Genomic DNA, 13,534 nt, shown 5'->3' with positions numbered 1-13,534 from the left:
GGCGCCGCAGGGGCGGGTCCGGCGCGCAATACGGATCCCCGCCTGCAGCGGTATCGTCAGCTGCCTGGTTTCAGGCGCGCCCGATCAGGCGGCGGGCCATGTCGTCGGCGACGGCGGCAGCGTTGCGGCCGGTGGCGATGCTCTCGTCCCAGATGCGTTCGAGCCGGCCGGGAATGCGCTCGATCCGCTCGCGCACCGCCGATTCGTCCCCGTCGCGCAGATATTCCGTCGAGACGTTGATGATGCCTCCGGCGTTGATGACATAGTCGGGCGCATAGAGGATGCCGCGCTGGTGGATCCGGTCTCCGTCCTCGGGCGTGGCAAGCTGATTATTGGCGCCGCCGGCGACGACGGGCGCCCGCAGCCGCGAAATGCTCCGTTCGTCCAGGATCGCCCCGAGCGCGTTGGGACTGACGATGTCGGCCTCCAGGAAAAGCACCTCATCGGGGGCGACCACGTTAGCGCCTACCTCGGCGGCGAGCCGCTCCGCGCGGTCCGCATCGATGTCGGCGAGGCTGATTCGCGCGCCGTCCTGCGCCGCACGGCGCGCAAGACCGCCGGCCACGCTGCCGGCGCCCTGGATGGCAAGGTGCAGCCCCGCCAGACTGTCCTTTCCGAGCGCGCGCTTCGCGGCAGCGCGAACGCCGAGATAGACGCCGTAGCTGGTATGGGGGCCAGGATCGCCGCCGACCTCGCCCTCGCTCGCCGGCAGGCCCGCGACGTAGCGCGTCTCGCGCGAGATCGCGACCATGTCCCTGACCGACATGCCGACATCCTCGGCAGTGACGTAACGGCCCCCGAGCCGCTCGACGGCGCGGCCGAAGGCGGCGAGCATTTCCGGCGTCTTGCTGCGATTCTCGTCGGCAAGGATCACCGCCTTGCCGCCGCCGAGCGGAAGCTCCGCCATCGCATTCTTGTAGCTCATCCCGCGCGACAGGCGCAGCGCGTCGACGACGGCGTCACCCGTGCGGGCATAATGCCAGACGCGCACGCCGCCGGCGGCGGGACCGACATGGGTGGAGTGGATCGCGATGAGGGCAGTGAGGCCGCTTTCCCGATCGGTAACGAACTGCACGAGCTCATGCCCGTCGAAGTCGGGAAAATCCCACAGCGAGTCCATTCGGAAGATCCTGCTCAGACTAGGAGAAATGGGGCGACCGACGGGACTTGAACCCGCGACCCTCGGTACCACAAACCGATGCTCTAACCAGCTGAGCTACGATCGCCGTAATGGATGCGGAGGGCACATAGGAGCGCCCCCACCCCAAGGTCAAGGACGGCTGGGTGCCGCCGCCACGGGAAGGCGTCCGGCGAGCTCGGAAAGGTCGAGGCCGGCGACCGCGACGGTCTTCAGCCGCGACTTCTCGCCCGCGACGATCCGAACCGCCGAACCGGACACGCCAAGCCAGGAGGCGAGGAAGGCGACAAGGGCACGATTGGCGGCGCCGGCCACCGGCGGCGCGGCGAGCCTGACCGAGAGCGCCGTGCGACCGCCGCCCACGTCCACCTGGCCGGCGATGGCGCTGCGAGCGGCCCGTGCGGTCACCCGCACATGGAGTCGGACGCTCCCGTCCTCGGCCGTGAAGGGTACGGCGCCGCCGCGGCTCAATTGATCGTGATCACGCCGTCCACGGCGCGCCACTCGGCCGGGCCGATCAGATGCTTGTGCGCGACCCGGACGGAGTGGAGTGCCGCTTCGACTTCGCGGCGCCAATGGTCGAGGAAGTCGCGAAGAACCGGGAATTGAGGCGCGACGTCGTAATGCTGCCAGACGAAGAGCTGCAGAAGCATGGGATGGTCAGGCATGTAATAGCTTATCTCGACCGTGCTGAGGCCGTAGCCTTCGATCTGCCGCCGGAAGTCCGCATCGGAAACGCGCATACCTTGCTCTCCACGCACCTGCCTACTCCTTTCAGCCAGTCTGGCTCATCTCCCGATTCAACGTCTCCACCCAATTACGGTTTCGTTATAGCCACGTCATGGTTAACGGCAGGGAAATGCGACAGAAAGGAGAATATTGGGTCGCTCCTAAGCGAGTTGTGGATCGCCCGGGCCCGCAGGCCGGTCGGCCCATGCCGCGTGCTTCCCGCTCAACCTCAGGCGTGAGCGGTTCCGCTCGAAAAAAGGTTCGCCCGAGCGCCTGTATCTGCACCGCTTCCGCCGATCGTGAAAACGGCGCCGAGCCTCGATACCCCTGCCCTGCACCGGTCAGGGGCGGCAGGACTCCGGATCCAGCCAGCACGCGGCTTCGGCAGGCGTCCTCTTGTCCTCGTCGCGATCGACCATCAAGTTCGCGCGCCGCATCCGGTCGACAGGCAAGGCGCCGATCAAGGGTCTCAAGGCGCCGACCAGGCGAAGGTCGTCGGCATGATCGGGCGCCAGCAGCAGCAGGGCGTCATAGCTGGGCAAAGCGCGCCGGGGATCGGCCAGGATGACCAGATCCAGAGCGGCGATGCGGCCGTCCGAGGAAAAAGCGGTGATGACCTCGGCCGACCCGCCGGCGATCGCGCGATACATGAAGGTCGGGCTGTACGACCTTTGCTCGGCGAAGGTGAGGCCGTAGGCGTCGCGCACGGCGCGCCATTCCGGGCGGCTCAGAAACTCCAGGTCGGCCGCGAGGCGCAGCCGCGGCGCGTGCCGGGCGAGATCGTCCAGCGTGCGGATCCCGAGTGCTTCCGCCCGGTCGCGGCGCATGGCGAGGGCATAGGCATTTTCGAAACCGAGCGCGCCGAGCAGCCGCACGCCGTCGCGCGCCCGAAGCTCGCGGGCCAGCACCGACCGCATTTCCTCCGGCGGCGGCGTGTCCCGGCGACCGAGGATGTTGGCCCACAAGGTTCCGGCGTAATCGACGTAGACGGCGACATCGCCGGCGGCGAGCGCCTGATAGGCGACCGTCGATCCGAGATTGTCGCGACGCCCCGTGCGCAGCCCGGCCGCTTCCAGGCGCTGCTCGATCACCCTGGCGAGAATATATTGCTCCGAGAAGTTCTTTGCGCCGACGATCATCGTCTCGGTGGCCGGGCCGGTCGCCGGGAGTGGCGCCACGGCGAAGGCCAGACCAGCGGCGATCCCTGCCAGCCCAAGACCGACACGGCGGCGCGAACGTCGGGCGAGGCCGGTCTCGACCAAGCCGAGCAGCCCATCGACCACGAGGGCCAGCCCAGCCGCCGCGGCGCAGCCGACTAGCACGCGCACCCAATTCTCGGTCTGGAGGCCGGAGAAGATGAGGTTGCCGAGGCTCGGCTGGCCGACCGTCGTCGCGAGAGTCGCCGCGCCGATCGTCCACACCGATGCGGTACGGATGCCGGCGAGGATGACCGGCGCGCCGAGCGGCAGTTCGACCAGCCTCAGGCGCTGGCGACCGGTCATGCCCAATCCGTCGGCCGCCTCGATGAGGTCCGGATCGAGATTGCGCAGGGCGGCGATGCCGTTCCGAAGGATTGGCAGCAAGGCGTAGAGGCTGAGCGCCAGCAAAGCTGGGAGGAATCCGAGCGCCGGGATGGCGAGCCCGCTCGCCTGGGCGGCAATGAGCAGCATCGGATAGAAGAGGGCAAGCAGGGCCAGCGCCGGCACGGTCTGGACAAGACCCGCCAGCGCCAGCAGCGGCCGGCGGGCGCGATCGTCGCGCGCGGCCCAGACGGCAAGCGGAAGGCCGAGGGCCACGCCGATCATGATGGCGCAGCCGCTGACGAGCAGATGGTCGCGCAGCAGGACTGGCAGCTCGGCCACCGCTTCGGCCAGCGATGGGCTCATTGCGGCCCCGTCAGCGCAGCGACGCGTTCCGCCTGTCGGCGCAGCACGTCGACAAGGCGGCGGACCTCGGGATCGGCGACGTCGGCGAGTCGCGCCGGCGGCGCGTCGGCCCGAATCCGGCCCTCGATAAGAACGATGATCCGGTCGGCGAGCAGCAGCGCCTCGGCAAGATCGTGGGTGACCATCAGGCTAGTGAGGCCGAGCCGGTCGTGCAGGGCACGATAGGCGGCGCCGAGCTCGTCGCGGGTGACCGGATCGAGCGCGCCGAATGGCTCGTCCATCAGCATCAGCCGCGGCCGCGCGGCAAGCGCCCGGGCGACGCCGACGCGCTGCGCCTGGCCGCCAGACAGGGATCGCGGCAGCCGGTGGGCAAATCCGGACGGCAGGGCGACGAGGTCGAGCAGCTCGGCGACCCTCCCCTCCTGCTCTTGCCCAGGAGCCCCGGCGAGCCTGGGAACCAGCCAGATATTCTCCCCGACCGTCATGTGAGGGAAAAGCCCGATGCCCTGGAAAACGTAGCCGATGCCGCGCCGCAGCTCGGCGAGGCCAAGGTCGCGCACCTCGCGTCCGTCGAACAGGATTCGCCCCGAGTCCGGCTCGACCAGGCGATTGATCGCCTTGAGCAAAGTGGTCTTGCCCGAGCCCGAGGGGCCGATCAGCGCGACGAATTCGCCCGCGGCGATCGACAGGTCGATGCCGTCGAGGACGAGCTGACCGCCGCGGCGCCGGGTTACGCCCTCCAGCGCCACGCGCGGACCGCTGTCGGTCACCGGACCGTTGCCCGACCGCACGGGAAGAAGATGGAAGGCGTGGTGGGCGCGGCAAGGATTGAACTTGCGACCCCTGCGGTGTGAACACAGTGCTCTACCACTGAGCTACGCGCCCACGCCTCGAAGAAACCCGTCCGGATGTGGCGGTCCGGTCGGGATGCCGGCAGATGATACCGCCGAAGCCGGCGGTCAATAGCGGCGGTGCGATACCCTGTCCAGCGGGGCTCAGGCGTTGACCGCATCCTTCAGGCCCTTGCCGGGCTTGAACTTGGGTTGCGTCGATTCCTTGATCTGCATCGGCTCGCCGGTTCGCGGATTGCGCCCGGTCGAGGCCTTGCGCCGGGAACAGGAAAAGGTGCCGAAGCCGACCAGCCGGACTTCGTCGCCGCGCTTGAGCGCGCCCGAGATGGTGTCGAAGACCGCTTCGACGGCCCGGGAAGCGTCCGCCCTGCCGAAGCCCGTCACTTCTGCGACGTGGCCGATAAGCTCCTGCTTGTTCATGTCTCCCGAACCCCTGCTACCCGATGACGCCCCGGCCCTCGCCGGAACGCCTTTTAAAGGCCAGGAGGGGGACCGAAGTCAAAAGGAAAGAGGCTCGCCGACCTGAAAAAGCCGGGAGCAGCCCCCGGGGGAGCCCTCCCGGCCTTGCCGAATCTCAGTGGCGCACGCCCGGCCGGTCTTCCGATCCGGTGCCGAGCTCGGAGGGCGGAATCGCCGCAAGCTCGTCGGCCTCGGTCCAGTCGATCGGCACGACGGGGGTGGCCAAAGCCTGGGCCAGCACCTCGTCGACGTGGGAGACGGCAATGATCTCCAGCCCTTCCTTGATGTTGGCGGGAATCTCCACCAGGTCCTTCTCATTCTCGGCCGGGATCAGCACCTTGGTGATGCCGCCGCGCAACGCCGCGAGCAGCTTCTCCTTGAGGCCGCCGATCGGCAGCACGCGGCCACGCAGCGTGACTTCGCCGGTCATCGCCACGTCGCGCCGCACCGGAATGCCCGTCAGGGTCGAGATGATCGCGGTTACCATGCCGACGCCTGCCGACGGGCCGTCCTTCGGCACCGCCCCCTCGGGAAGGTGGACGTGGATGTCCTTGCGCGCGAACAGGCTCGGCTTGACGCCGTAGCTGGGCGAGCGCGCCTTCACGAAGGAGAAAGCCGCCTGAATCGACTCCTGCATCACGTCGCCAAGCTTGCCGGTGGTCCGGATCTGGCCCTTGCCGGGAACGGTCACCGCTTCGATGGTCAGCAATTCGCCGCCTACCTCGGTCCAGGCGAGCCCGGTCACCGCGCCGATCTGGTCTTCTTCCTCGCTCATGCCGTGGCGGAACTTCCGCACCCCGACGAAGTCGCCGAGATTGCCGGGGGTGACCTCGATCTTCTCGGCCTTGCCTTCGAGGATCTGCCGAAGCGCCTTGCGCGCCACCTTGGCGATCTCCCGCTCGAGCGTGCGCACGCCCGCTTCACGGGTGTAATGACGGATCAGCGCGCGAAGCCCTTCCTCGGTAAGGGTGAGCTCGCCCTCCTTCAGGCCATGCGATTCGATCTGCTTCGGGATCAGGTGGCGCTTGGCGATCTCAACCTTCTCGTCCTCCGTATAGCCTTCGAGGCGGATGATCTCCATGCGGTCGAGCAACGGCTGCGGCATGTCCATCGAGTTCGCCGTGGTGACGAACATGACGTCGGAAAGGTCGTAATCGACCTCGAGATAATGATCCTGGAACCGGCTGTTCTGCTCCGGATCGAGCACTTCGAGCAGGGCCGAGGCAGGATCGCCGCGGAAATCCTGGCCGAGCTTGTCGATCTCATCGAGCAGGAACAGCGGGTTCGAGGTGCCCGCTTTCTTGAGGTTGGTGACGATCTTGCCGGGCAGCGAGCCGATATAGGTGCGCCGGTGGCCGCGAATCTCGGCCTCGTCGCGCACGCCGCCCAATGACTGGCGGGCGAACTCGCGACCCGTGGCGCGCGCGATCGAGCGGCCGAGCGAGGTCTTGCCGACGCCCGGCGGGCCGACCAGGCACAGGATCGGGCCTTTCAGCTTGTTGGTGCGGACCTGGACGGCGAGATATTCTACGATCCGCTCCTTGACCTTCTCGAGGCCATAATGATCCTCGTCGAGGATCCGTTCGGCTTCCTTGATGTCGTGCTTCAGCTTCGACTTCTTGCCCCAGGGCAGTCCGAGCAGAACGTCGAGATAATTGCGCGACACCGTCGCTTCGGCGGACATCGGAGCCATCGCCTTCAGCTTCTTCAGCTCCGATTGGGCCTTGCCGCGGGCCTCCTTCGAGAGCTTGGTGCGCTCGATCTTCCGGGCAAGCTCGGCAAGCTCGTCACCCTCGCCTTCCTCGCCGGCATTGCCGAGCTCCCGCTGGATCGCCTTCAGCTGCTCGTTGAGATAATATTCGCGCTGGGTCTTCTCCATCTGGCGCTTGACGCGCGAGCGGATCTTCTTCTCGACCTGGAGCACGCCGAGCTCGCCTTCCATGAAGGCGAAGCCCATCTCCAGCCGGCGCACGGGATCGAGCTCGGCCAGCAGGGCCTGCTTGTCGGCCACCTTGATGTTGATGTTGGCGGCGACCGCGTCGGCGAGCTTGGAGGGCTCCTCGATCTGGCCCAGCTGAACGGCGGTCTCCGCGGGCAGCTTGCGGTTCAACTTCCCGTAATTCTCGAACTGCTCGATGACCGAGCGCATCAGCGCCAGAACCTCGGGGCCTTCGGGCTCTGCCGTGTCGATCAGCTCGACTTCGGCGGAGAGATGGCCGCTCTCGTGGTTCAGCGACTTCAGGGACGCGCGCTGGCGGCCCTCGACCAGCACCCGCACGGTGCCGTCGGGCAGCTTCAGGAGCTGGAGGACGGTGGCGACCACGCCGAGGTCGTACAGTGCGTCTCGATCGGGATCGTCCTCGGCCGGATCGAGCTGGGCAACGAGGAAGATGTTCTTGTCGGCCGCCATCGCGCTTTCCAGCGCCGCCACCGATTTGTCGCGCCCGACGAAGAGGGGGACGATCATGTGGGGGAAAACGACGATGTCGCGCAGGGGCAGAAGGGGATAGTTTGTGCTCATGGATACTCCACTCTCTTGCCGTCTATATGGGGGGATATCCGGACGGCATCAATGCGGGCGGTTCATCGTCCGCGAAGCACGGCCTGCGGCATTGATTCCCGTCGGTCGCAGGTCTAATCTCCGGCGTCCGAGTGAGAGGGTGCCAGCGATGTCACGCGTCCTATTTCTTCTTTCTCCGCTGCTCCTTCTGTTCGCCGTGCCGACGGGCGCTGCCGCGCAGAGCCTCACTGGCGAGGAATGCCAGGCGAGCAGCAGCCCCGGCCGATCGGTCGCGCGCGGCCTGCTGGGCGGCTTGGCCAGCGGCGCGCTGGGGCGTCTCGGCGGAGCCGCCGCCGTCGCAATCCCGTTCACCGACATGCTCAGCGACGCGATCATGAACATGCTCGACTGTCAGGAGCAGGAAAAGGCCGCCGAGGCGACCGAGCAGGCGGTCCAGCGCGGCGAGGTCGGCGCGACGGCCGAATGGGAAAGCGAAAGCCGTCCTGGCGTTCGCGGCGCCTCGACCGTCACCGCGGTCGAAGACAATTGCATGACCGTGACCGATATTGTCATAGTGGACGGCGAGGAGACGCGCGCGCCGAAGCAGATGTGCCGGCGGCCGCCTTCGAACCGCTATGTCCGCGTCTAGGCGCCTCTTCCGCCTCTTCGGTTCCATCGCGTCCGCCGCTGCGCTGATCGGGGCGGAGGCGGCCGTCGCGCAGACGGCCATGGATCCGGATAATCCCACCTGTCCGGCCAGCCCTAACTGGTCGAACTATCGCGAGATGCGGTTCACGCCACAGCAGGTGGAAGGTCGCCGCGTCCTGCTTGCGGAAGGCGTCATCGACGACAATGTGGTGCCCCGCCTCCAGGCGGCGCTTGACGGCAATCCAGACATTGCAGAGATTTGGCTTCGTTCGCCCGGCGGAAACGCGCGGATCGGAAACGAAGCGGGCCGCCTGATCCGCGACAACGGCATGGTAACCCGCATTCCGAGCGGCTGGGCCTGCTTCTCCGCCTGTAATTTCATGTTCATGGGCGGCATGGCCCGCTATGTCGACGACGGAGGTCTCTTCATCGTTCACATGTTCACGCACACGGGGAATCGGGACGTGATTCGTCGGGAGGTTGCGCAGGGCGAGGACAATACGGTCAGCCTGATCGGCGAGATCGAGCAACAGTCCGCCTTGCTCGCCAGCGAGGACAACGACTTCCTGATACGCATGGGCATTTCGCGCCGGCTGCTCACCGAAGTCATGTACCAGACTTCCGCGGTGGCCGATGCAAGCAATCGCGAAACCCGCCGCTGCCTGACCCAGGCCCAGGTCAACGACTATAATGTCGCCACCGTGCCGTGGCAGGCCGGCGCAAGGCGGTCCGCGCCCGCGGACACGAAGTAGGGGCACCGTTCCAGCGAGGCGGGACCTCGTCGTCCCTTTCCTCGACAAGTCTCCCCACCGGCCGCTCGATTTAGCGACACATCGCTTGAAATCTGCGCCGACCAAGTCATCCTGCTGGCGGGGACTATTCCGGGGGGGCGAAATTGCGGTCGTTGATCATGGCCTTTTGGGCGCTGCTGCTTGCGGCGGCACCCGCCCCAGCCGCGCGCGAGCCGACCATCGCTCCGATTCCCGAGTGGGTCGAGAGACTGGACATTCCAGAGGCAGACCCGGCCTTGCGCGACCGCCATGTCCAGAACCTGCTGATCACAGCCCAATCCCTCTACGGCCCCGAGCAGGTCGATCATTTCATGGAAATGGCCACCCTCGTCCAGACGATGCCGGGCCTGCAGGGGGTCGGGAACATAGTCCTGCCCTGGCAGCCGGACCATAGCGAACTGATCATCCACAAGGTGCAGATCCGACGCGGGGCGACGGTGATCGACCTGCTGGCGCAGGGCCATCAATTCACCGTCCTGCGGCGCGAGAACAATCTCGAGGCGGCGATGCTCGACGGCACGCTGACCGCCGTGATGCAGGCCGAGGGGCTCGAGATCGGCGACACGCTCAACCTGGCCTTCACCGTTCGCCGGCGCGCCGGCACTCTCGGGCTCGGGGGCGAGAACTTCTTCCTGCTCCGGCACGGCAATCCAATCGGCCGGTACCATATTCGGCAGATCTGGCCTCGGACGCTGCCGATCCAATGGCGCGGCCGCGAGCGCCTGGCACGACCGGAGGTCCGCAGGACCGCGCGCGGCACCGAGCTGGTGGTGGACCTGCGCAACGCCGAGGGACCGGAGGTGCCGGACCAGGCGCCGGCCCGCTACGCGCTTGCCGCCAACTTGCAGGTCACCGCCTTCCGGGACTGGGCCGAGCTGAGCGCGCTCATCGCGCCGCATTATGATCGCGCGAGCGAGCTCGCTCCCGACTCGGCGCTGCGGAGGGAGATCGACCGGATTGCGGCCGCTCACGCCGATCCGCGGTCACGTGCCATGGCGGCTCTGCGGCTCGTCCAGGACGACGTCCGCTATTTCGCCCTACTCATGGGCAACGGCAATTACCTGCCCGCGACCGCCGATGAGACCTGGACCCGCCGCTACGGCGATTGCAAGGCCAAGACCGTCACCCTCGTCGCCCTGCTGAGAGGCCTCGGCCTCGAAGCGGAGCCGGTCCTCGTCAATGTCGCGATAGGGGATACGCTCGATCAGCTGCTTCCCCAGATGGGTGCGTTCAACCACGTCATCGTCCGCACTAGGATCGACGGTCGATCCTACTGGCTCGACGGGACGCACGTCGGCGACCGGGACCTCGAATCGCTCGCCTCCTCGCCGCTCGCATGGGGTCTTCCGGTGCGCGCCGGCGGCGCCGAGCTCGAGGCCATCCCCTTCTCGCCCCCCAGCCGACCGATGCTAAGCACCCGCATCACCTATGACGGCTCGAACGGCCTAGCCGAACCCGTCTCCTTCCGGCGCGAGATGATGATGCGCGGCGATTCGGCCTTGAGCATGCGCATGGCGATGTCCCAGGTCGGCCGCGACGAATTTACCCGTCGCATTCGCGAATCGAGCATCGACATCAACGGCTCGGACGAGGAAGTGACGAGCGTCGATATACGCGACGACCCCGACGAGGGCACCTTCACCCTCATCCATAGCGGAACGGTTCGGCTGGAATGGACGCGCAATACAGGCACCCTTTCTTACCGCTTCCGCTTCGACAACGACACGATCGACTGGGATCAGGACTTCGAGCGGCAGGAAGGGCCCCATGCCGACGTCCCGTTCGCCCTCGACGCCCAGAGCTTCATCGAAACGGTCGAGACTGTGCTCCTGCCCAACCGAGGCCGGGGCTTCACCCTCGATGGCGGCGATTTCGACCGGACCGTGGCCGGTGTCCGATTCAGCCGCAGCCTCAGCCTCGTCGACGGCCGGGCAATCGCCCGGTCGCTCTTCCAGCCCATAGCCCGCGAGTTGGCGGCGGCCGAGGCGAAGGCGGGCCTTCCGGCGCTGCGCGAGATCGCGGACGACGAGGCCTATCTCGTCGCACCGCTCGGCGCCGTCAGCGATGCCTCGCAAGGCCCGGTCGGACAGGACGGCTCGGCCTCGGCGCTGATCAGCTCGGGCTATGTGAAACTGAATTCGGAGCGTCCGCGAGCGGCGCTGGAGGACTTCGACCGCGTGATCGCCCTTGCTCCCGATTGGGCGACGGCTCACGCCAATCGAGCCATCGCGTTGATCGACCTCCAACGCCTCGATGAGGCGCGGGCCGCACTCGCACAGGCGATGCGCCGAGATCCCGAGGATTTCGTCGTTCATCAGGGCTACGGCCTCCTGCATCTCAATCAGGAACGGCCCGAAGATGCGATCAGCGCGCTGACGCGATCACTCGAGCTCGACCCGGACAACAGCACGACGCTCGGGCTTCGTTCCTGGGCCTACCAGATGGTCGATCGCGAGGATGAAGCCCTGGCGGATGCGGACCGGGTCGTCGCCGTCGAACCGGGAAATGCCTTCGGGCACATCCAACGCGCCGCCTTGCTGGTCAGCCTGGAAAGTTTCGACGAAGCAGCTGCCGCCATGGATGCCGCCCAAGCCGCAGACCCGACAAACTTCTTCATCGCCGCGCAACGAGGCGACCTTCTTGCCCGGCTGCAGCGGCCCGCCGAAGCGCTGGACGCCTATCGGAACGCCCTTCAGCTCTACGAGGCAGCGGTGGCAAGGGGAGTCGAACGGACGCTGGCGCCTGAGGACACGCCGACCGACCAGCTGCGGATGCGCCTGCTGGTAAAGTCCGGCCGCTATGACGAGGCGCTGGCGCAGATCGAAGCGCGGCTGAGACGCTATCCCGGCAACTACCGAGCCCAGCTTGCGCGCTGCTGGCTGCTCGCGGAAGCCGATACCAACCTCGAGCGGGCGCTTAGCGACTGCAATGCCGCGCGGGAAGCTGATCCCGAGCATGACGAGGCGATGATCGCGAGAGGACTTGTCTATCTGCGACTGCAGCGATGGAGCGATGCCGCTCGCGAGTTCGACCGGGCTCTCGGCATAGTTCCCGTCAATTCGTTCGCTCTCTACGGGCGCGCCGTGGCGCGAATCCGTGGCAGCGAGGCTGCGGCGGGCGGCCGGGATCTTGCACGCGCGCGCCGGCTCAATTCGGCGATCGAGTGGGAGTTCGAGCGCTACGGGCTGGCGCCGGTAAGCCCCGCCGGCGCCGGATCCTGATCAGGCGGCGTCTTCAGCCTTCTTGGCGTAGATGCGCACCGGCTCCTTGCGGCCCTCGACGACGTCCTTGTCGATCAGCACCTCGTCGACGCCGTCCATCGACGGCAGGTCGAACATCGTGTCGAGCAGGATATTCTCCATGATCGACCTCAGGCCGCGGGCGCCGGTCTTGCGCTCGATCGCCTTCTTGGCGGTCGCGACCAGAGCGTCGTCGGTGTAGGTGAGCTTGACGTCCTCCATGTCGAACAGCTTCTGATACTGTTTGACGAGGGCGTTCTTGGGCTCGCGCAGGATCTTGACCAGAGCCTCGGTGTCGAGGTCCTCGAGCGTCGCGATCACCGGCAGACGGCCGACGAACTCGGGGATGAGGCCGAACTTCAGCAGATCCTCGGGTTCGGTGTGGCGAAGCACCTCCCCGGTGCGGCGCTCGTCCGGCGCGGCGACATGGGCGCCGAAGCCGATCGACTTGCCCTCGAGCCGGTCGCCGATGATCTTCTCCAGGCCGGCGAAGGCGCCGCCGCAGATGAACAGGATGTTCGTCGTGTCGACCTGCAGGAATTCCTGCTGCGGATGCTTGCGGCCGCCCTGCGGCGGGACCGAGGCGGTGGTGCCTTCCATCAGCTTAAGCAGCGCCTGCTGGACGCCCTCGCCCGAGACGTCGCGGGTGATCGAGGGATTGTCCGACTTGCGGCTGATCTTGTCGATCTCGTCGATATAGACGATGCCGCGCTGCGCCCGCTCGACATTGTAGTCGGAGGACTGGAGCAGCTTCAGGATGATGTTCTCGACATCCTCGCCGACATAGCCCGCCTCGGTCAGCGTGGTCGCGTCGGCCATGGTGAACGGCACGTCGAGGATGCGTGCCAGCGTCTGGGCGAGCAGGGTCTTGCCGCAGCCGGTCGGCCCCACGAGCAGGATGTTCGACTTGGCGAGTTCGACCTCGCCGCCCTTGGCGCCGTGGGCGAGCCGCTTGTAATGGTTGTGGACGGCGACCGAGAGGACGCGCTTCGCGTGGTCCTGGCCGATCACATAATCGTCCAGCACCTTGCAGATCTCGGCCGGCGTGGGGACGCCGTCGCGGGTCTTGACCAGCGCCGACTTGGTCTCCTCGCGGATGATGTCATTGCACAGCTCGACGCATTCATCGCAAATGAACACGGTCGGGCCGGCTATGAGCTTGCGCACTTCGTGCTGCGACTTTCCGCAGAATGAGCAATAGAGCGTGCTCTTGCTGTCGCCGCCGCTGAGCTTCGTCATAATCTTCCTTCAGGCCGATTCAGTGCCGGCCTCGCCTCTGGGGGGCCATCCTGA

11 protein-coding genes and 2 tRNA genes are annotated in these 13,534 nt (G+C 66.9%); 3 read left to right on the top strand and 10 right to left on the bottom strand.

The window, feature by feature from the left end:
- Window positions 1–70: 70 nt before the first annotated feature.
- The 9 genes from EKM57_RS12435 to lon all read right to left on the bottom strand — a co-directional run bounded on the left by EKM57_RS12435 (window position 71) and on the right by lon (window position 7,584).
- On the bottom strand, window positions 71–1,120 hold the full coding sequence (locus tag EKM57_RS12435; protein WP_129792817.1) for a Glu/Leu/Phe/Val dehydrogenase: 1,050 nt from the start codon (window positions 1,118–1,120) through the stop codon (window positions 71–73).
- Between the two features lie 29 nt (window positions 1,121–1,149).
- A tRNA-His gene (locus EKM57_RS12430) sits at window positions 1,150–1,226 on the bottom strand.
- Window positions 1,227–1,270: 44 nt separating this feature from the next.
- On the bottom strand, window positions 1,271–1,642 hold the full coding sequence (locus tag EKM57_RS12425; protein ID WP_256386888.1) for a DUF167 domain-containing protein: 372 nt from the start codon (window positions 1,640–1,642) through the stop codon (window positions 1,271–1,273).
- Window positions 1,606–1,881 carry an usg protein gene (locus EKM57_RS12420; RefSeq protein ID WP_129792956.1) on the bottom strand — a complete coding sequence of 92 codons (276 nt, stop codon included), beginning with the start codon at window positions 1,879–1,881 and terminating at the stop codon, window positions 1,606–1,608. Before EKM57_RS12420 ends, EKM57_RS12425 begins: the two co-directional genes overlap by 37 nt.
- Window positions 1,882–2,208: 327 nt before the next feature.
- The gene (locus EKM57_RS12415) at window positions 2,209–3,753 is read right to left on the bottom strand and encodes an ABC transporter permease/substrate-binding protein (RefSeq protein WP_129792815.1); all 1,545 of its coding nucleotides are present in this window, start codon (window positions 3,751–3,753) and stop codon (window positions 2,209–2,211) included.
- The gene (locus tag EKM57_RS12410) at window positions 3,750–4,523 is read right to left on the bottom strand and encodes an ABC transporter ATP-binding protein (RefSeq protein ID WP_129792814.1); all 774 of its coding nucleotides are present in this window, start codon (window positions 4,521–4,523) and stop codon (window positions 3,750–3,752) included. Before EKM57_RS12410 ends, EKM57_RS12415 begins: the two co-directional genes overlap by 4 nt.
- Window positions 4,524–4,563: 40 nt before the next feature.
- Window positions 4,564–4,638 (bottom strand) — tRNA-Val (locus EKM57_RS12405).
- Between the two features lie 110 nt (window positions 4,639–4,748).
- Entirely contained in the window at window positions 4,749–5,024 is a 276-nt protein-coding gene (locus EKM57_RS12400) for an HU family DNA-binding protein (RefSeq protein WP_129792813.1), read from the bottom strand.
- Window positions 5,025–5,178: 154 nt separating this feature from the next.
- Window positions 5,179–7,584, bottom strand: a complete 2,406-nt coding sequence (gene lon / locus EKM57_RS12395; protein ID WP_129792812.1) for an endopeptidase La — start codon at window positions 7,582–7,584, stop codon at window positions 5,179–5,181.
- A gap of 148 nt (window positions 7,585–7,732) precedes the next feature.
- On the opposite strand from lon, the gene EKM57_RS12390 reads away from it, so the two are divergent.
- The 3 genes from EKM57_RS12390 to EKM57_RS12380 all read left to right on the top strand — a co-directional run bounded on the left by EKM57_RS12390 (window position 7,733) and on the right by EKM57_RS12380 (window position 12,223).
- The gene (locus EKM57_RS12390) at window positions 7,733–8,212 is read left to right on the top strand and encodes a hypothetical protein (protein ID WP_129792811.1); all 480 of its coding nucleotides are present in this window, start codon (window positions 7,733–7,735) and stop codon (window positions 8,210–8,212) included.
- Window positions 8,199–8,963: a hypothetical protein gene (locus EKM57_RS12385; RefSeq protein ID WP_243451018.1), complete on the top strand. Its 765-nt coding sequence runs from the start codon at window positions 8,199–8,201 to the stop codon at window positions 8,961–8,963. The genes EKM57_RS12390 and EKM57_RS12385 overlap by 14 nt, the downstream gene beginning before the upstream one ends.
- Before the next feature lie 158 nt (window positions 8,964–9,121).
- Window positions 9,122–12,223: a DUF3857 domain-containing protein gene (locus tag EKM57_RS12380; protein ID WP_243451037.1), complete on the top strand. Its 3,102-nt coding sequence runs from the start codon at window positions 9,122–9,124 to the stop codon at window positions 12,221–12,223.
- Here EKM57_RS12380 and clpX read toward each other — a convergent pair whose 3' ends face one another.
- Window positions 12,224–13,480, bottom strand: a complete 1,257-nt coding sequence (gene clpX, locus EKM57_RS12375; protein ID WP_129792809.1) for an ATP-dependent Clp protease ATP-binding subunit ClpX — start codon at window positions 13,478–13,480, stop codon at window positions 12,224–12,226. It abuts the gene before it with no gap.
- Window positions 13,481–13,534: the final 54 nt, after the last annotated feature.

Origin of the sequence: Sphingosinicella sp. CPCC 101087, from assembly GCF_004151485.1 — a bacterium.
In the GTDB taxonomy this organism is placed as follows: Bacteria; Pseudomonadota; Alphaproteobacteria; order Sphingomonadales; family Sphingomonadaceae; genus Allosphingosinicella.
The sequence above is the reverse complement of the archived record's forward strand: the minus strand, read 5'-3'. Positions and strand labels throughout refer to the sequence as shown.

Excerpts from the sequence above, each read along its gene's own strand:
- EKM57_RS12400 (WP_129792813.1), bottom strand. The coding sequence starts at position 5,024 with ATGAACAAGCAGGAGCTTATCGGCCACGTCGCAGAAGTGACGGGCTTC.
- lon (WP_129792812.1), bottom strand. The coding sequence starts at position 7,584 with ATGAGCACAAACTATCCCCTTCTGCCCCTGCGCGACATCGTCGTTTTC.
- EKM57_RS12415 (WP_129792815.1), bottom strand. The coding sequence starts at position 3,753 with ATGAGCCCATCGCTGGCCGAAGCGGTGGCCGAGCTGCCAGTCCTGCTG.
- EKM57_RS12420 (WP_129792956.1), bottom strand. The coding sequence starts at position 1,881 with ATGCGCGTTTCCGATGCGGACTTCCGGCGGCAGATCGAAGGCTACGGC.
- EKM57_RS12385 (WP_243451018.1), top strand. The coding sequence starts at position 8,199 with ATGTCCGCGTCTAGGCGCCTCTTCCGCCTCTTCGGTTCCATCGCGTCC.
- EKM57_RS12390 (WP_129792811.1), top strand. The coding sequence starts at position 7,733 with ATGTCACGCGTCCTATTTCTTCTTTCTCCGCTGCTCCTTCTGTTCGCC.
- EKM57_RS12380 (WP_243451037.1), top strand. The coding sequence starts at position 9,122 with ATGGCCTTTTGGGCGCTGCTGCTTGCGGCGGCACCCGCCCCAGCCGCG.
- EKM57_RS12435 (WP_129792817.1), bottom strand. The coding sequence starts at position 1,120 with ATGGACTCGCTGTGGGATTTTCCCGACTTCGACGGGCATGAGCTCGTG.
- clpX (WP_129792809.1), bottom strand. The coding sequence starts at position 13,480 with ATGACGAAGCTCAGCGGCGGCGACAGCAAGAGCACGCTCTATTGCTCA.